This window comes from Rhizobium sp. ZW T2_16, assembly GCF_044987325.1.
Classification (GTDB): Bacteria; Pseudomonadota; Alphaproteobacteria; order Rhizobiales; family Rhizobiaceae; genus Neorhizobium; species Neorhizobium cellulosilyticum.
Genome location: NZ_JBJDRG010000007.1, coordinates 42,834 through 60,796 on the forward strand (window position 1 = coordinate 42,834; position 17,963 = coordinate 60,796).

The 17,963-nt window shown below is 58.9% G+C and carries 18 protein-coding genes; 10 read left to right on the forward strand and 8 right to left on the reverse strand.

Translation table 11 applies throughout. From position 1 onward, the window contains the following. The first annotated feature begins 176 nt into the window (after positions 1-176). Together acnA and ACI3K0_RS17970 are read left to right on the forward strand one after the other, a co-directional pair. A complete protein-coding gene (gene acnA, locus ACI3K0_RS17965) occupies positions 177-2,870 on the forward strand; it encodes an aconitate hydratase AcnA (RefSeq protein WP_183828508.1) in 2,694 nt (897 codons plus the stop codon). Between the two features lie 218 nt (positions 2,871-3,088). Continuing rightward, on the forward strand, positions 3,089-3,826 hold the full coding sequence (locus tag ACI3K0_RS17970) for a sulfite exporter TauE/SafE family protein (protein WP_210297992.1): 738 nt from the start codon (positions 3,089-3,091) through the stop codon (positions 3,824-3,826). 64 nt (positions 3,827-3,890) lie between these two features. Here ACI3K0_RS17970 and ACI3K0_RS17975 read toward each other — a convergent pair whose 3' ends face one another. Beyond that, the gene (locus ACI3K0_RS17975; RefSeq protein ID WP_281388878.1) at positions 3,891-4,016 is read right to left on the reverse strand and encodes a hypothetical protein; all 126 of its coding nucleotides are present in this window, start codon (positions 4,014-4,016) and stop codon (positions 3,891-3,893) included. Here ACI3K0_RS17975 and ACI3K0_RS17980 point away from each other — a divergent pair. Both ACI3K0_RS17980 and ACI3K0_RS17985 read left to right on the forward strand, forming a co-directional pair. Then, on the forward strand, positions 4,015-4,764 hold the full coding sequence (locus tag ACI3K0_RS17980) for a thioredoxin family protein (RefSeq protein WP_183828505.1): 750 nt from the start codon (positions 4,015-4,017) through the stop codon (positions 4,762-4,764). The two genes, ACI3K0_RS17975 and ACI3K0_RS17980, sit on opposite strands and share 2 nt — an antisense overlap. 363 nt (positions 4,765-5,127) lie before the next feature. After that, entirely contained in the window at positions 5,128-5,517 is a 390-nt protein-coding gene (locus ACI3K0_RS17985; RefSeq protein WP_404945853.1) for a DUF2794 domain-containing protein, read from the forward strand. 30 nt (positions 5,518-5,547) lie between these two features. Here the strand turns inward: ACI3K0_RS17985 and ACI3K0_RS17990 are convergent, their stop codons facing one another. The 4 genes from ACI3K0_RS17990 to ACI3K0_RS18005 form a co-directional block, all read right to left on the reverse strand. Continuing rightward, positions 5,548-6,105 (reverse strand): GNAT family N-acetyltransferase, encoded by a 558-nt coding sequence (locus ACI3K0_RS17990; RefSeq protein ID WP_148147807.1) that lies wholly within the window; start codon positions 6,103-6,105, stop codon positions 5,548-5,550. Between the two features lie 118 nt (positions 6,106-6,223). Then, positions 6,224-6,961 (reverse strand): Bax inhibitor-1/YccA family protein, encoded by a 738-nt coding sequence (locus ACI3K0_RS17995; RefSeq protein WP_148147808.1) that lies wholly within the window; start codon positions 6,959-6,961, stop codon positions 6,224-6,226. A 331-nt stretch (positions 6,962-7,292) separates the two neighbouring features. Next, entirely contained in the window at positions 7,293-9,836 is a 2,544-nt protein-coding gene (locus ACI3K0_RS18000) for an ABC transporter permease (RefSeq protein WP_183828498.1), read from the reverse strand. Beyond that, positions 9,833-10,564 (reverse strand): ABC transporter ATP-binding protein, encoded by a 732-nt coding sequence (locus ACI3K0_RS18005; RefSeq protein ID WP_394353684.1) that lies wholly within the window; start codon positions 10,562-10,564, stop codon positions 9,833-9,835. The genes ACI3K0_RS18000 and ACI3K0_RS18005 overlap by 4 nt, the downstream gene beginning before the upstream one ends. Positions 10,565-10,619: 55 nt before the next feature. Between ACI3K0_RS18005 and ACI3K0_RS18010 the strand changes: the two genes are divergently transcribed. The 4 genes from ACI3K0_RS18010 (at position 10,620) to ACI3K0_RS18025 (ending at position 12,750) form a co-directional block, all read left to right on the forward strand. After that, on the forward strand, positions 10,620-11,270 hold the full coding sequence (locus ACI3K0_RS18010; RefSeq protein WP_394353685.1) for an arylesterase: 651 nt from the start codon (positions 10,620-10,622) through the stop codon (positions 11,268-11,270). 69 nt (positions 11,271-11,339) lie between these two features. After that, positions 11,340-11,927 (forward strand): RNA 2',3'-cyclic phosphodiesterase, encoded by a 588-nt coding sequence (gene thpR, locus ACI3K0_RS18015; protein WP_183828492.1) that lies wholly within the window; start codon positions 11,340-11,342, stop codon positions 11,925-11,927. A 30-nt stretch (positions 11,928-11,957) separates the two neighbouring features. Beyond that, entirely contained in the window at positions 11,958-12,260 is a 303-nt protein-coding gene (locus tag ACI3K0_RS18020; RefSeq protein ID WP_183828490.1) for a 4a-hydroxytetrahydrobiopterin dehydratase, read from the forward strand. Between the two features lie 97 nt (positions 12,261-12,357). Continuing rightward, positions 12,358-12,750, forward strand: coding sequence for a YkvA family protein (locus ACI3K0_RS18025; protein ID WP_148147814.1), 393 nt, complete (start codon positions 12,358-12,360; stop codon positions 12,748-12,750). A gap of 19 nt (positions 12,751-12,769) precedes the next feature. Here the strand turns inward: ACI3K0_RS18025 and ACI3K0_RS18030 are convergent, their stop codons facing one another. Then, complete coding sequence (locus ACI3K0_RS18030) at positions 12,770-13,330, reverse strand: sigma-70 family RNA polymerase sigma factor (RefSeq protein WP_148147815.1); 561 nt, start codon at positions 13,328-13,330, stop codon at positions 12,770-12,772. Between the two features lie 253 nt (positions 13,331-13,583). Between ACI3K0_RS18030 and ACI3K0_RS18035 the strand changes: the two genes are divergently transcribed. After that, positions 13,584-14,087, forward strand: a complete 504-nt coding sequence (locus ACI3K0_RS18035) for an invasion associated locus B family protein (protein ID WP_183828488.1) — start codon at positions 13,584-13,586, stop codon at positions 14,085-14,087. Positions 14,088-14,305: 218 nt separating this feature from the next. Continuing rightward, a complete protein-coding gene (rlmN, locus tag ACI3K0_RS18040) occupies positions 14,306-15,550 on the forward strand; it encodes a 23S rRNA (adenine(2503)-C(2))-methyltransferase RlmN (protein WP_148147817.1) in 1,245 nt (414 codons plus the stop codon). Positions 15,551-15,561: 11 nt separating this feature from the next. Here rlmN and ACI3K0_RS18045 read toward each other — a convergent pair whose 3' ends face one another. Beyond that, positions 15,562-17,430: an FUSC family protein gene (locus ACI3K0_RS18045; protein ID WP_183828483.1), complete on the reverse strand. Its 1,869-nt coding sequence runs from the start codon at positions 17,428-17,430 to the stop codon at positions 15,562-15,564. Further along, the gene (locus tag ACI3K0_RS18050) at positions 17,427-17,822 is read right to left on the reverse strand and encodes a MarR family winged helix-turn-helix transcriptional regulator (RefSeq protein ID WP_246436409.1); all 396 of its coding nucleotides are present in this window, start codon (positions 17,820-17,822) and stop codon (positions 17,427-17,429) included. The genes ACI3K0_RS18045 and ACI3K0_RS18050 overlap by 4 nt, the downstream gene beginning before the upstream one ends. Between the last annotated feature and the right edge of the window lie 141 nt (positions 17,823-17,963).

Here is a 17,963-nt window from a genome sequence, read left to right on the forward strand (position 1 = left end):
TATACATAGCAACCACGCCAGCGGCCGGCGTGATTTCCACTCAGCGCCGGACCTGAAGACCAAAATCTTCTCGTGCGGACAGCGGAAATGGTCGCACCCGCATCCTATAGTGCATTTCTAATGCATAGGCGTCCGCACGCGCGTGTTGGCTCTTGATATCAGCGGGGTTCTAATCCGTGACCAAGTCTATCGATAGCTTTCAATGTCGTTCCGTCCTTACCGTAGGCGGCAAGGACTATGTCTATTATTCACTGCCCAAGGCCGAAGCGAACGGTCTGGCGGGTGTTTCCAAGCTGCCCTTCTCGATGAAGGTGCTGCTCGAAAACCTGCTGCGCTTCGAAGACGGAAAGTCCGTCACAAAGGAGCAGATCCTCTCTGTTGCCGAATGGCTGAGCAATAAGGGGCTGACCGAGGCCGAAATCGCCTATCGTCCGGCCCGCGTTTTGATGCAGGACTTTACCGGCGTTCCGGCGGTGGTCGACCTTGCCGCCATGCGTGACGGCATCAAATCGCTCGGCGGCGATCCGGAAAAGATCAATCCGCTCGTGCCCGTCGATCTCGTGATCGACCACTCGGTGATCGTCGACGAATTCGGCACGCCGACTGCCTTTGCCCGCAATGTGGAGCTGGAATACCAGCGCAACGGCGAGCGTTACCGCTTCCTCAAATGGGGCCAGCAGGCGTTCAAGAATTTTCGCGTCGTGCCGCCCGGCACCGGCATCTGCCACCAGGTGAATTTCGAATATCTTGGCCAGACCGTCTGGACCAATGAAGAAGACGGTGAAGTCACCGCCTATCCCGATACCTGCGTTGGCACCGATAGCCATACCACGATGATTAACGGCCTTGGCGTTCTCGGCTGGGGTGTGGGCGGTATCGAAGCGGAAGCCTCGATGCTCGGCCAGCCGGTTTCGATGCTTCTGCCGGAAGTCATCGGCTTCAAGCTGACGGGTAAGCTGAAAGAGGGCGTCACCGCGACCGACCTCGTGCTCACCGTCGTGCAGATGCTGCGCAAAAAGGGCGTGGTTTCGAAATTCGTTGAATTCTTCGGTCCGGGCATGGACAACATGCCGGTCGCCGACCGTGCCACCATCGGCAACATGGGCCCGGAATACGGCGCGACCTGCGGCTTCTTCCCGGTCGACGCCGAAACCGTCAATTATCTCAACATGTCGGGCCGCACCAAGGAGCGTATCGCGCTCGTCGAAGCCTACTCGAAGGCGCAGGGCATGTGGCGTGATACGGATGGTTCCGAACTTGTCTTTACCGACACGCTGGAACTCGATCTCGGCGATGTCGTGCCTTCCATGGCCGGTCCGAAACGCCCGGAAGGCCGCATTCCACTGGAAAACATTGCTTCCGGTTTCGCCGGTTCGATGGAAAGCGACTACAAGAAGCCGGGTCAGCTCGATAACCGTTATGCCGTCGAAGGCACGGATTTCGATCTCGGCCATGGCGATGTGGCAATTGCCGCCATCACGTCGTGCACCAACACGTCCAACCCCTCGGTTCTCATCGCTGCCGGTCTGCTGGCCCGTAACGCTGTTGCCAAGGGTCTGAAGACTGCTCCATGGGTGAAAACCTCGCTTGCACCGGGATCACAGGTCGTCGGCGAATATCTTGCCAAGTCCGGCTTGCAAAATGATCTCGATGCGCTTGGCTTCAACCTTGTCGGCTTCGGCTGCACGACCTGCATCGGAAATTCCGGCCCGCTGCCTGCGCCGATTTCCAAGACGATCAACGACAAGGGCCTGATCGTTTCGGGTGTGCTTTCCGGTAACCGAAACTTCGAAGGTCGTATCTCGCCGGATGTCCAGGCCAACTATCTGGCTTCGCCGCCGCTCGTCGTCGCTTATGCGCTGGCCGGTACGGTGCAGAAGGACCTGACGACGGAACCGCTCGGGATCGGCAGCGATGGCCAGCCGGTCTTCCTCAAGGATGTCTGGCCGACATCTGCCGAAGTGCAGGAATTCATCGCCAAATACGTCACTCGCGAACTGTTCGAAAGCAAGTATGCGGACGTGTTCAAGGGCGACGAGAACTGGCAGGCGGTGCAGATCCCCGATGGCGAGACTTATGCCTGGGACGACAAGTCGACCTATGTGCAGAACCCGCCTTACTTCGTCGGCATGGGCAAAAAGGGCTCGGGCCTGAAGGATATCAAGGGCGCCCGCGTGCTTGGTCTCTTCGGTGACAAGATCACCACCGACCACATTTCTCCGGCCGGTTCAATCAAGGCGTCCTCGCCGGCCGGTGCTTATCTCACCGAAAACGGCGTCGCCGTTGCAGACTTCAACCAGTACGGCACGCGTCGCGGCAATCACGAAGTGATGATGCGTGGCACGTTCGCCAATATTCGCATCCGCAACCACATGCTCGGCCCGAACGGCAAGGAAGGCGGCTACACCATCCACTATCCGTCGAAGGAAGAGATGTCGATTTACGATGCGGCGATGAAATACAAGGAAGAGGGCGTTCCACTGGTCATCTTCGCCGGTGTTGAATATGGCAACGGTTCGTCGCGCGACTGGGCTGCAAAGGGTACCAACCTCTTGGGCGTCAAGGCAGTGATCGCCCAGTCGTTCGAGCGTATCCATCGCTCGAACCTTGTCGGCATGGGCGTCGTTCCTTTCGTCTTCGAAGAGGGTACGACCTGGGCTTCGCTCAACCTCAAAGGTGACGAAGTCGTCACCATCGAGGGCCTCGAAGGCGATATCAAGCCGCGCGAATGGAAGACCGCCCAGATCACCTATGGCGACGGCACGGTGAAGGAGATCAACATCCTCTGCCGCATCGATACGCTCGACGAGGTTATCTACATGAACAATGGCGGCATCCTGCAGACGGTTCTGCGGGATCTCGCGGCTTAACGACATCAGCCACCCGCCGGGCATTCCGGCGGGTGGTTTTCAATAATTGGGGCGCCCCTCACCCTAACCTTCTCCCCGCTTGCGGGGAGAGGGGACGTGGCCTACGTCGTTGTTGCACATGTGGCAGAACGGTGCGGTACATCCCTTCTTCCCGCTCGCGGGGGAAGAAGGTGCCGGCAGGCGGATGAGGGGCTGCTCGACCTCTCAGGCGTATTCTATTGTCTCTCATCATCTTCATCGGAATGGCCGTAACCGTCTTTCTGACGTCACTGCTTTCCGGCATTTTCGGCATGGCCGGCGGGTTGATCCTGCTTTGGGTTCTGCTCTTCCTCTATCCCGTCGGCACCGCGATCGCGATCCAGGGCGTCATCCAGATGGTATCGAACGGATCGCGCGCCTGGTTTTCTCGCGCCTATATCGACTGGCGGATCCTTTCCATCCTGTGTTCCGGGGTAGCGCTGTCGGCGGTCGTCCTGTTCCTGACCAATTATACGCCGAGCCTGATCGTGGTTCTGATCGGCGTCGGGCTGATGCCGATCCTTGTCTGGCTGCCGGTCAACAGATTGCAGCTTGACGCCTCACGGCCGTCGCATGCGTTTCTGGCGGGGCTTCTTTCCGGCGCGATGACGATCAGCGTCGGTGTCGCCGGTCCGACCGTCGATATCTTCTTCATCCGCACCCAGATGGACCGCCGCAAGATCATCGCCACCAAGGCGTCGATCCAGACGTTGTCGCATCTCGCCAAGATCGCCTTCTACTGGGATGCAGCCTCGCATTTGCCGACTGTGGACGCGATCGCTGTGCTGATTGCTGCACCGATTGCGATCCTGGGCGCACGGGCCGGAAACGGCATTCTGCAGAAGATGACGGATGCAAATTTTCGCGCCTGGACCCGTTGGGTCGTGACTGGCGTAGGTGCGGTTTATCTCGCGCAGGGTTTGCTTAAGCTCGTCTAATCCTTCGGTGTTACCCAAGTTGGTTTTACAACCAAAAGGCGACGATTAATCACATTCTCCGTTCTCACCCCATCGTGACTTTCTCTTGAAATTGTGGATGGTTATTTTCCGCCAGCCCAGAGATTTGTTTTCTTTCCTGCCGATGGCAACCGCTTCTTGCGATTGCCCTGACAAAAGGTTCGTCATCCATGCCGTTTGCCTTGCGTGCCGTTATCGTCCTTGCGAGCCTGCTCGTTGGCAGTATCGCATCGGCCGGAGAGGTGCGGTCGCCAAAGGGCGTCGTCGAGCTTTTCACCTCGCAGGGCTGTGCTTCCTGTCCGCCGGCCGACAACACGCTGTCGCAGCTGGTGGCCCAGGGTGATCTCGTGGTGCTTTCCTATCATGTGGACTACTGGAACTATCTCGGCTGGACCGACACGCTGTCCTCCAAGGAAAACACCGAGCGGCAATATGGTTACGCCAAGACGATGGGGCGCAGTGGTGTCTACACGCCGCAGGCGATCATCAACGGCCGCGAGCATGTGAAGGGCACCGATCAGACGGTCATCAATGGCAAGGTCAATGATCTGCAGAAAGCCGGCAAGGGCCTGACCGTCCCCGTCGCTGCTACCATGCACGCGGACGAGATCGAGATCGAGATCGGCGAAGGGCAGGGACAGGCCGATGTCGTGGTTGCCTATTTCACCAAGCACCAGCAGGTGGACGTGACCAAGGGCGAAAACAGCGGCAAGAACATGGAATACTGGCATGCCGTTTACGACGTGCAGTCGGTCGGTATGTGGAACGGCCAGAAGATGACGCTGAAACTGCCCGGCAAGGCGCTTGGCAAGACCAAAAAGGACGGCTGCGCCATCCTCCTGCAGACATCTGGTTCAGGAGGCGAGCCTGCCTCGATCATCGGTGCGACGGTCTTGATGGCAGGCCGCAAAAAAGACTGACCGGATATTTTCCGAAGACGTTTCTGCCTTTTTTCAAAACAGGAAATCGTGCCCGGTCTTTGCCTGGGGCGAAACCGGCGGCCGTTTTTTTCGATGAGCTTGGAAAGTTGTTGGATGGCCCGGCCCGGAAACATTGGGGGGCTGGGGGTAAGGGTCAATGCACCTGACCGGGCCAATGGCGCTAAACGCGCCAACCAACAGCCGCAACATGTATGCCGATTTTGGCGCTGTTTTGTCCGAATTTAGGCAGATGAAAAAATCTGTCCCGGCGGGGGACGCTTGCTGCAGCCTTCTCGATGACTTGCATTTTTGTACGGGTCGGGCACACTGTCATACCAAAGACATGTAACGTTTGGAGCTTTGATGGCCGATCAGTCTGATTTGCCAGCGGGCGCGCGGCCCCAGGATGCGGCCGTTGTCGTCAGTCTCAGCGAATACAAGCGGAGCCTTGACCCTGTTCCAGTGACATTTCACCGGCGCGAGCTGGATGCCATTCTCTGGATTTACGGCCGCATGGTCGGTGAAGGCGAGTGGAAGGACTATGCGATCGATCATCTGAAGGATCGGGCAGTCTTTTCCATCTTCAAACGATCCGGTGAGATGCCGCTTTTCCGAGTGGAGAAAAATCCCAAGCTTGCCGGCAAACAGGGCGCCTATTCGGTGATCAGCACTAACGGCATGATTATCAAACGGGGTCATGAACTGCAGCAGGTGCTGAAGGTTTTCGACAAGGCTTTGAAGCTGATCGATTGATGCGCAGCGATGGGTGCTTACGAGTCCGCGTTATCCCGCAAACAGCGTTCCGGGATAGGCTGCAAGATCCGGGTCGGTTTTAGTGCCTTCACCAAGCGAGACCTGCATCAGGACTGTATCCAGCCATTTCCCATGTTTGAAGCCCGTGCCTTTCAGCGTGCCGGTCATCTCGAAGCCGAGACTTTTGTGGACGGCAACCGAAGCGGGGCTGGCGCCGCCGATGACGGCTACCATCTGCCGGAAGCCGAGCGCTTCACAGCGGATCAGCAATTCCTTCAGCAGGGCCTTGCCGACGCCTTTGCCGCGGGCTTCGGGTGCGAGATAGATCGAATCCTCCACTAGCCAGCGATAGGCCGGGCGGGTGCGGAATGCTGAGGCATAGGCATAGCCGAGAAGGCTGCCGTCTTCCGCTTCCGCTGCGATATAGGGGTACCCTTTTTCGATGATGCCGGACTGGCGGCTGGTCATCTCGATCAGGTCGGGGGCAGTGATTTCGTAACTTGCAGTGCCGTTCAGCACGCTGTCACGATAGATTTCGGTGATGGCCGGAAGGTCGGCCGCAGTAGCATTGCGAATGGAAAATGTCATGGCGGGGAACAAGCGGGATGTTGGTTTGAAACTGTGTCCAGCCTAGGCTTGCTCAAAAAACCAGGCAACAAAAAAGGCGGCTCGAAAGCCGCCTTCTTCGTAACGATCACTCTTCCGCTTATTCGTCGCGGTTGCCCATGAACTGCAGCAGGAAGGTGAAGAGGTTGATGAAGTCGAGGTACAGGGTCAGTGCGCCCATGATGGCCATGCGGCCCGTCGTGGCGGAGTCGTGACCGTCCCAGTACATTTCCTTGATCTTCTGCGTGTCGTACGCGGTCAGGCCAGCGAAGATCAGCACGCCGATGGCGGAGATCGCGAAGCCCATTGCAGACGACTGTAGGAAGATGTTGACGATCGACGCGATGATCAGGCCGAACAGACCCATGATCAGGAACGAGCCGAGGCCGGACAGGTCCTTCTTCGTCGTGTAGCCGTAAAGCGACAGGGCGCCAAACGATGCTGCGGTGACGAAGAATGTCTGAACGATGCTCTGGCCGGTGAAGACCAGGAAGATCGAGGACAGCGAGAGACCCATCAGTGCGGCATAGACCCAGAAGGTCATCTGCGCAGCCGGAACGCTCATCTTGTTGATGCGGAAGCTCAGGAAGAACACCATGCCCAGCGGAGCCAGCATGATAACCCACTTGAGCGGACCGCCGTAAAGCGCCTGTGCAACGGCCGGGTTGGAGGCCGCGAATGCATAGGTGCCGTAAGCAGCAACACCGGTGATCGCAAGTCCGAGTGCCATCAGGTTGTAGACCCGAAGCATGTAGGCGCGCAGGCCTGCATCGATCATCTCACCGGACTGCGCACGGGACTGCGCCATTCGGTTCTGGTAGTTGTTGAAGTCAGCCATTGTTTCCTCTTTAAGCTCCGGAATTACTACGGTGTCGGGCCCCCTAATATATGACCCAGGCGCCGCTGCGGAGCTCCAGCAAGCCTGACGTAGAATATGATGCGAGATCGCTTTGCATACAAGGGGTTCGCCGCTGGAAAACATCAACTGCGCGTGTAATTTAGCAACCTCTGGGATATTATTGCGCGAATTCGACGGATATTTCCGGTATTTTGCAACCCCTGAGTGACCAGGGCGTTTTCACGCTTCTCCGAACCGCGAAACCGTCCTATCTCTTTGTTTTGGTGTAACCCCGGACGCAAAGCCGGTTCTGGCTTATGCTGGAATGACCCTAGAGTTCCCGCAACACCGGAGCCGCCTTCTGGCCGAGAATGCGCCAGGTGCCAATAAGGCCGATACCGACCGTCAGAACCAGCGAGATCACAAGCGTGAGTACTGCGACGTCCGGCAGGAAGGAGGATGGCATGCGCATGATGCGAGCAACCACGAACCAGGCCGACAATCCGCCGGCAAGCAGTGCGAAGACCGCGGTCGCCGTGCCGAGGATCAGGTATTCGTAACCGAAGGCACGCATCAGCATGCGGCGGGTACCGCCGAGCGTCTTCAGCACGACCGCATCATGGGTGCGGGCTCGGTTGCCGGCGGCGAGCGCGCCGGCCAGGACCAGAACCGACGCGACGAGCGCGACTGCCGCTGCCGCCCGGATGGCGGTTGCAAGCTGACCCACCAGCTGATCGACCAGGTCGATCGCATCCTTGACCCTGACGCTTGTGATCGTCGGATAGGCCGTGGTTACTGTTCTCAGGATTTCGGCTTCCTTCGCTGCAGAAGCTGATGGCTCAGTCAAGGTTGCCAGCCAGGCGTGGGGCGCGCCGCGGAAAGTGTTGGGCGAAAAGACCATGACGAAATTGATCGAGAGCGATTCCCACTCGACATTGCGAAAACTGGCGATTTTTGCGGTAATGTTGCGGCCGAGAACATTGACGGTGACGGTGTCGCCGAGCTTCAGGCCAAGTTCGCCCGCCTCTTCCGCAGAGAAGGAGACGAGGGGTTCGCCGTCATAATCTTCCGGCCACCATTCGCCAGCGGTCAGCGTCGAGCTTTCCGGCTTGTTCTTCGCGTAGGTAATGCCGCGGTCGCCGCGCAGAACCCAGCGGCCTTCCGGCGGGACGTTCATCTGGCTGACGTCCTTGCCATTGAAGGCGAGAATGCGCCCGCGCAGCATCGGAACCTCGAAGACCTTTCCTTCGGGAGCCTGCGTCTTCAACAGCTGCCGGAAGCCGTCGACTTCGGCGCTCTGGACGTCGACGAAGAAGAAGTTCGGCGCCCCTTGGGTGATGCGCCCGGTCAGCTGATTGCGCATGTTGCCGTCGATCAGCGCCAGTGTCACGAGCAGCGCGAGACCGAGGCCGAGCGACAATACGACGGATGGCGTCAGTGCGCCGGGGCGGTGAATGTTTCCGATCGCCAGGCGGAGGGCGGGCGAGTTGACTCGCGGGCTCCGTCGGGCAAGCGCCGCAATGCCGGCGGCGACCACTCGCAGCAGAAGGAAGGCTCCGGCAACCGCGACAAGGAAGACGGAGGCGATGCGCCGGTCGTCGGCCCAGAAGATAGCCAGCGCCGCGAGTGCCGCGAGTGCCGCTCCGGCTGCGAGCAGATAGGGCCATGACGGCAGGCGCCTTGCCTCGAAACCCTGTTCACGGAACAGCGCCGTTGCCGGCACTTCCCGCGCGTGGCCGAGTGGCAGGATGGTGAAGGCGAAGGTGACGAGCAGGCCGAAGGCGGACGCTATCGCCAGAGCGCCGCCATAGATGGTTGCTTGTTCGGGAACGGGCAGCACGCCTTCGAGATAACGGAAGGCGATGAAGGGCGAGATCGCGCCGATCACGAGGCCGACGACAATTCCGATCGCGGCCAGAAGCATGATCTGGAAAAGATAGATCATCGTCACGACCGAGGCCGGAGCGCCGAGGCATTTGAATGTGGCGATGGTCGTCCGTTTGGCATCGAGGAAAGCGCGCACCGCATTGGCGATGCCGACGCCGCCTACGATGAGAGCCGTGAGGCCGACAAGCGTGAGGAATTGCGAGAAACGGTCGATATTTTCGGCAAGCGAAGGCGCGGCGCGATCGCTGGTGCGCACCGACCAGCCGGCATCGGGGAAATCACGGTTTGCGCGGGTGACGATTGCGGATCGGGTCGAGGGGTCCTCGAGACGAATCTTGTAAGAATGCTCAACAAGGCTGCCGATGGTGATCAGGCCGGATGCGGCGAGGGCATCTCCGCTGATCATCAGCCTTGGTGCAAAACCGAAACCATCGGAAAGGGCGTCGGGCTCATTGACGATCGTGCCTTTAAGCACAAGGCGGGTATTTCCCAGAAGGAGTTCGTCGCCGACCGAAAGGCCCAGCCGCTCCAGAAGCAGCGGCGCGGCGACGGCACCGAAGGTATTTCCCTGTTGTGCCAGAAGCTGGTCAATCGGCTGCTGAGGATCGGTCTGCATCTGCCCGTAGAGCGGGTAAGCGCCGTCGACACCCTTGACCTCGACCAGCGCCTGGCCGGAGCCGTCCGGCATCCGCGCCATCGAGCGCAAGCCGGTCGAGACGCTAACTTCACCGAGGCCATCAAGGAAGGCACGTTCCTTTTCGCTGGCTTCGCGGTTGTTGAGTTCGAAGCGCATGTCGCCGGCGAGCAGTGCCTGGCCCTGATTGGCAATTGCACCGGTGATCGCCGTCGAGACGGAATTGACGGTCGCGATCGCTCCGGTTCCAAGTGCGATACAGGCGAGGAAAATGTAGAAGCCGCCGAGACCGCCGCGCATTTCGCGCAGCGCCAGACGGAAGGCGATGGAGATACGGGCGATCGCCGCACTCATGCCGACACCGCCTGACCGGCGGTGCGGTCGGCGCTATCCTCGACGATTTCGCCGGATCTTACGCGGATCTGGCGCGAGCAGCGAGCCGCAAGACTGTTGTCGTGGGTGACGAGAAGCAGCGTCATGCCGCGCTCGGCCTGCTTTGAAAACAAAAGATCGGCGATCTGCCTTCCTGTTTCGGTATCGAGATTACCGGTCGGCTCGTCGGCGATCAGCAGCGCGGGCGAGGGGGCGAGTGCACGGGCGATCGCCACGCGCTGCTGTTCGCCACCGGAAAGCTGGCCGGGATAGTGGCTGAGCCTTTCGCCCAGGCCAACCGCCGTCAATTCGCGCCTGGCAATGTCGAAGGCGTCGGAAACGCCGGCGAGCTCCAGCGGCACGGCGACGTTTTCCAGCGCCGTCATGTTGGCGATCAGATGGAAGGACTGGAAGACGATGCCGATGTTGCGGCCGCGGAATTCCGCCAGAACGTCCTCGGAAAAGCTGTGAAGGGGCTCGCCCTTGATGAAGATCTCGCCGCTGTCCAACCGTTCGAGACCGGCCAGAACCATCAGCAGGGTCGACTTGCCGGAACCGGACGGGCCGATGATGCCGACGGCTTCGCCGGCTGCGATCGTCAGGTCGATGCCTTTCAGTACATGGACGGAGGCTGCAGCGCTTCCGAGAGTGAGGTCGGCATTTTTGAGGTCGATAACGGTTTCAGTCAAAGCGAATAACCCTATATCCATGGAGTAGTGCCGGGCTTTTGCTGCAGCGCAGTTGTAGAAATCTAGGAGACGTGAGTTGAGTTTTAAAGCAAGCCTTCTTCACTTCATCGTCATGGTTGCTCTCTTTGCCGGCTCAGGTTCGGCGAGAGCGCAGGAGAAGGCGATCAATCTGGTTGGTTTCGGCGACAGCCTGATGGCCGGATATCAGCTCGCGCCCTCGGAGTCCTATACGGCCCAGCTGGAAGCGGCGCTGAAAGCCAAGGGGCTGAATGTGACGATCACCAATGCGGGCGTTTCGGGTGATACGACATCCGGCGGACTTTCGCGCATCGACTGGTCGGTTCCGGACGGGACGAGCGGCGTCATTCTCGAACTCGGCGCTAATGATGCGCTGCGCGGCATTGCGCCGGAACAATCGGAAAAGAACCTCGATGCTATGCTGACGCGGCTGAAGGAACGCGGCATCAAGGTTCTCCTGGCCGGCATTCTGGCGCCACCGAACATGGGGGGCGACTATGCGGAAAAGTTCAACCCGATCTACAAACGGCTCGCCGAAAAACATGCCGTGCCGCTCTATCCATTCTTTCTCGACGGGGTCACGACCGTGCCGGGCATGCAGCTCGAAGACGGAATGCATCCGAACGCAAAGGGCGTGGCCGTGATGGTCGAGCGTACTCTCCCCATGGTGGAATCATTTTTGGGGGAGATCGGTTCGGCCACAAAATAACAACTTGCACGGAACGAGATTGCGTGTTCCGCTATTGATATCTGCTAGAGATTCGAGGAGGTTCTGCGTATGCCGAGACTTTTCACCGCCCTCGAAGTCCCGCGCCATGTTGCCTTGAGCCTGTCCCTCCTTCGGGGTGGAATACCGGGCGCGCGATGGATCGACGTCGAGAATTATCATATCACCCTGCGCTTCATCGGCGATGTCGACAACCGTACCGCCGACGAGATCGTTGATCGGCTGGACCGGATCGACCGGCCCGAATTCCAGGCGCAACTGACAGGTATCGGCTCTTTCGGATCGAAGAAGCCGCATTCTATCTGGGCCGGTGTCTCAATTTCTCCAGATATGCTGGCGCTGCAGGCCGAAATCGAGCGGATCTGCCAGCGGATCGCACTGCCGCCCGATCCGCGCAAGTTCATGCCGCATGTGACACTTGCAAGATTGAAGCACTGCCGTCTCGACGACGTGGTGCACTACCTCTCGGGCCGGGGCAATTTTCATACCGCGCCGTTCAAGGTCTCGCGTTTCGTGCTCCTGTCTTCAAAGGAATCCGTCGGCGGAGGTCCATATGTGACCGAAGAGATCTTTTCCTTGAGGGATGACAGTTACGCCTACGAATATAGTGACGCGGAAACGGCGAAGAGCTATTTCTAAGAGAGCTGTTTCTGAAAGGGCGTTGCGCCCATGAGTTACGAATTGCTGGAACCGGACGAGGTCAGCCGGGAGTTGGCCAAGCTCGAAGGCTGGGAGCTTTCGGCGGATGGTCTTGCTATTCGCAAATGCTTCAAATTCCGATCTTTTGCCGAGGCATTCGGTTTCATGACAGAATGCGCGTTGGCTGCGGAAAAGCTCGATCATCATCCCGACTGGAGCAACAGTTATTCCCGCGTGGATGTCAAATTGACGACGCATGCGAGGAAGCAGTTGACCGACCGTGATTTCCGCCTCGCCGCAATGATGGACCAGGCCTGGGGGCGGCGCCTTTGAAAGGCCGCCGCCTTTGAGATACTGGCGCCTTTGAAAGACCATTGTCGCTCTCCATATAGAAAACGTGAAATCGATGAAGGTCTCCAACGGAGCGCTCATGGACGACGTAAAGATCGGTGAAATTCTCCTGCCCGGCGACGATGACACCCAGGATCGTCGCGAAAAGCAGGTGCGTGCAAAATTCTGGCCGACGCTGAAGCGGGCGGTGAAGTTCGTGCCGTTCAGCCGGGATTTGGTGGCTGCCTATTACTGCGCTGTCGATCCGAAGACACCGACCAGAGTGCGCGGTGTGCTTCTGGCGGCACTCGCCTATTTCGTGCTGCCCTTCGATCTGGTGCCGGATATGTTCGTCATGGTCGGCTTTACCGATGACGTCGCGGTACTGGCGGCGGCGCTGAGATTGATACAGGGCCATATCGCCGATCGCCATTATGACGCGGCGGATCAGGTTCTCGCCGACGATCCCGATATCGCAAAAGCTCGGGCATGATCTGGGGCCAGATGCAGTCTTACGGCGGCACCGCGTCTTCGAGCGCGCGGCGCAAATGCCGGAACGCAAGCCGGATGCGGGATTTCACCGTGCCGAGCGGAAGACCGGTAGCCTCGGCAATTTCTGTGTGAGTTTGGCCGAGGAAAAAGGCGGCCTTGACCAGTTCCATCTGTTCGCCCGGTATCCTACTCAGGGCCTCACGCACCCGTGCGTCGCGTTCTTTGACTTCGACAAGCAAGTCGGTCGCCTGCATATCCATCATCTGCCACTGCGCATCACCGAGCGCATCCTTGCCCTTGGCGCGCCGCTGCGCATCCAGGCGGCGATTGCGCGCGATGCGGTACAGCCAGGTAGAAAGCGAGGATTTTTGCGGGTCGTAGAGGGACGCACGATGCCAGAGTACGGTCATCACTTCCTGGACAAGCTCTTCCGCTTCATCGACGGGAATTCGCTGGCTCATCAGCCAGGTTTTCAATCGGGGCGCAAAGTGATCGAAGAGCACGCCAAAGGCTGCCTGATCACGCTCCATGGCGACAGCCCTGGTCAAGCGCGCAAAGTAGTCCCGATCGTCACCCTGCATCCAAACTACGCAATTCTTTCAAAGCCTAGATTCGCATCTATGCAACCATACTAATGTCATTGCGTGAGTTTGGAAGAGGACAAACTGTTGCCCTATTCCTTGTGTCATTGACAGCACATTACAGCGAGCGCGCAACCAATTCCAATGTTGACGGATTGGTAACCAGAATTAAGTCAAAATGAACCAGATCATGGCCCGCTTCACCCACCCTTACCGTTGAAGCGTCACGTATAACAAAACTCGGCAGGAAACCATGTCCGCACGCACAGTCGCACTCGCCCTTGCTCTTACCTTCGTAAGCGCAGGCATCGCCTCGGCTCAGACGCCGACCCGCATCCAGCAATTCAAGGCATGGGGTGCCTATTCGTACAAGTCCGGCAACAGCACGGTCTGCTATGTCCTTTCCGTTCCGACCACCAAGGAACCTGCCAGCGTCGATCACGGTGACATTTTCTTCATCGTGTCGCAACGTCCGGGCCAGAGCGTTTCCTATGAGCCGCAGGCAATGGTCGGTTATCCGCTGCAGGCCAATTCGAAGGTGACGGTCACCATCGACGGCAAGAATTTTACCATGTTCACCAAGGAAAAGGCTGCCTGGGTCGAGAATGCGGCGGAAGAGCCGGCACTCGTCAACGCGATGAAGACCGGCCACAATATGAGCGTCAGCGCCGTTTCCGGCCGTGGCACGAAAACCAATTACGCCTATTCTCTGCAGGGCATTTCGGCTGCACTGAAGCAAATCGAAACCTGCAAGTAAGCGGCACGCCGTCGATTTAAGCGGAGGCCGGTCGTTCGACCGGCCTTTAGTGTTTGTTGAAGACAGGGTGACGCCGGCCTATTTTGATGCTAAAGCCCGCGCCAACATGGTCGGGCCTGATGTTGCCACGACCGATACAGGTTTCACGCACAGACATGCCCCAGCCCTTCCGCCTACCTAAGCGGTGGCGATGTGCATGTGCTCGAACGGGATAGAATATGTCAGTCACAGAGGCCATTGCCCCCGGTGCCATCGCCAAGAAGCCGCTGGTTGCCAATCCGGATCTTTTCACATCCAAGCCCTCGCTGATCGGCCTGACGCGGCCGCAGATGGCGAAAGCCCTGCATGAGAAGGGCGTGCCGGAAAAGCAGCTGCGCATGCGCGTCAACCAGCTGTGGCACTGGCTCTATATCCGCGGCGTCTCCGATTTCGATGCGATGACCAATGTCGCCAAGGACATGCGTGAGATGCTGAAGGAGCATTTCACTATTGCCCGCCCGGAAATCGTCGAGGAGCAGATCTCGAATGACGGCACCCGCAAGTGGCTGTTGCGCTTCCCGTCGCGCGGTGCCGGTCGTCCGGTCGAGATCGAGACCGTCTATATTCCGGAAGAAGGCCGCGGCACGTTGTGCATTTCCAGTCAGGTCGGCTGCACGCTCACCTGTTCCTTCTGTCACACCGGCACGCAGAAGCTGGTGCGCAACCTGACGGCGGAAGAAATCCTGTCGCAGCTTCTGTTGGCGCGCGATCGTCTGGGCGATTTTCCGGGCGCCGACACGCCGCCGGGCGCTTTCGTTCCGACAGGCGACCGCAAGGTCACCAATATCGTGATGATGGGCATGGGCGAGCCGCTCTACAATTTCGAGAGCGTCAAGACCGCGCTGCTGATCGCTACCGATGGTGACGGTCTGTCGCTGTCGAAGCGTCGCGTGACATTGTCGACTTCGGGTGTCGTGCCGGAAATCTACCGGACGGGCGAAGAGATCGGCGTCATGCTGGCGATTTCGCTGCATGCGGTGCGCGACGAGCTGCGCGATATGCTGGTTCCGATCAACAAGAAATATCCGCTGAAGGAACTGCTCGACGCCTGCCGCGCCTATCCGAGCCTGTCGAATGCCCGCCGCATCACCTTCGAATATGTGATGCTGAAGGACGTCAATGACAGTCTGGAAGACGCCAAGCTGATGGTTCAGCTGTTGAAAGGCATTCCGGCGAAGATCAACCTCATCCCGTTCAACCCGTGGCCGGGCACCAACTACCAGTGCTCCGACTGGGCGACGATCGAAAAGTTCGCAGATTTCATCAATGCGGCAGGTTATGCTTCCCCGATCCGCACGCCGCGCGGTCGCGATATTCTCGCTGCCTGCGGCCAGCTGAAGTCGGAATCTGAACGCATGCGCAAGACCGAGCGTCTGGCCTTCGAGGCGATGATGATCGCCGGCCACGGTGAGGACGACGACTGAGCCTTTTGGGCTCAGCCAGCCCGGCGAAAGAAATCCTGATTGGCCGCGACGAGAGCGGCCGTCTCGCTCAATCGGCTGGCATCTTGCGGATATGTCGCCTGCAGTTTTGCTGCTGCCCTCTTGAAAGCTCTCACGACACGATCGGGTTTTCGTGACAGGTGGGCAACGCTTAACAACGTTGCGCGAAGCGCGCGTTTCGAGCCGGCATCAACGTCAGGCTCCTCCATCATGCTGCGGATTGCGTGTAGACTGTTTCCGATGAGCAGAGTTCCCATGCCGCCATTCACGGCAAAGTCTCCTCCGTTTCCGCTGCGTTCGCTCCAGCGAACGAGCGTGACAAGGCGATGATAGATGCGCATGCGCCAATGCAGGTGGCGCCCGGGCTTGTCGAATGCGCCCCCGGCTATGGCGGTCAGCTCATGCACCATCAGCCTGATGACGAAATCCAGCCGGCGGCGGGTGTCGACGGGCAGGGCGACGAAGGCGAGATAGGCGCTGACCGGGCCGAGCAGGACAGCGGAGGCCTGCAACAGTACATGACCAAGCTCAGGATCCGCCGGCACGGTCGGATTCATCATCAGCAGGTAAATGAGATTGTATTCCATGCCAGCCAGTCCGACGCGGCGATGAGCCATGACGAACATGCCGAGAAGGATCAGAGGCATTGTAAGCAGGGCGGCGATAGTGACGCTGCCTGCCATAGGTAAAATGAAGAGATGAGCCAGCACTGCAGCTAGGGCACCACTGATCGAGCCTCCGACGACCCAGCGCATTTGCAGACCGGGATTCGGGAAGGTCGAGAAGACCGAGGTCATAATTGCTGCGCCCATGACCATGTAGGGTCCGAGTGCCCAGCCCGTGAGGATCCAAACCAGCCCGGTTGCCGCAACTGCGCTCATTGATCTGAATGCCGCATAACGGGCACCTATCCAGTCGTGATGCGGAAGCGGAAGCCGGTGGCGATCCGCTACCGGACCGATCGTTGCCGCTGTTCGGTTCGCGCGCTGCCAGAGCGGCGCCAATGCTTTCAACAGGTTTGCCTGATACGGTTTATCCGCCTCCAGCTCGTCTGCCATCAGTTGCAATCGTTCGGGTATGTCATTCTGCTCCAGAGGTGTCATCCGTGCCCCTTCAGGGCTTGGATGGCTTGGCGATTGTGTATCCAGAAGCAGTTCAGTGAGAGCGGATAGGAGACTGCGGATGTCCCGGGCTTTTCGGCGAACGCCAATCGAACCGGCAGATGCTATGTCGAGGTTTTCATCCAGTGCAGTAATTTCCAGAATCAGGCGTGTGCGTTCGGCCTTGTCGCTTGCTCCCGCGACTATATGGTCGAGGCATTCGCACATGACTGTTTTCACACGCTTGGAAATGTCGACTGGCTGAGGCTTGGGAGAAAAGGCCAGGGCGACGATCGTACCCACCGCGCCGCCGAGGCAGATTGTTGCTATCCGATCGATCGCGAGCAGTAAAAGCGAGCTTTCGTGGCCGTAGCCGAGGAGTGCTACCATCGCCGCGGAATAGCCGGCGAGAAGACTGACATAGGACGCGGGGCCTGTAATCAGGTTCCCGATCCCTGAACACAATCCAAGCCAGAGCAAAAGCCCGATGATGATGCCAAGCGGATCATTGCCGGCCAAAACCATAAGGCCGACACCTGCCAGCGCACCGGCGATGGTGCCTACGACACGGGCCAGGCTCCGCTCCAGCCGCTGGCCCTGTGTCGGCAGGGCAGTAATCCAGACAGTCATCGCTGCCCATTGCGGATGATCAAGGCCGATGAGAGTGCCGATCACCAGCGCCAAGCAGGCTGCGATCGCTGTGCGCGCGGTGAAGCGTAACCGGGCCGGGTCGATATCGAACATGGCGGAAAGCGCTCTCATGATTCAGTCTTCATTCCGGCTTTAGCCTTCTCCATTTTCTCCTCGACGCGTTCGCAGATGTGCAGCATGGCTGCAATGTCCTCGTCGCTGAAATCGTCGAGCAGGTCTTTTTCCAGCGCCACGAGCTGTGCGCGGATGGCACAGGCCGTCTTCCTGCCTTCTTCGGTGAGATGGAGCCTGCGTGCGCGGCGGTCGTCCGGATCGATCCGGCGTTCGAGAAGGCCGCGTTTCGACAGGATATCGATCAGCCGCACGAGGCTGGATTCGTCGAGGCCGGAAGCGGCGGCGAGTTCCTTCTGAAGCAGGCCGTCACCCAGCCGGTGCAGGTAGATCAGCGGTGTCCAGCTGGCGTCCGTCAGGCCGCTTTCCGCCAGCTTTTCATCGATGAACATGCGCCACCTTCTGGCAAACACGACAACGGTGCCGCCGAATACGGCTTTTGGATCATTTGATTTTCTGTGCATTCAAATTATTTGGATTAAAAGTATTTTTCACGCAAGCGAATTTGCCGACTTGGTGTGATGCAATTGTTG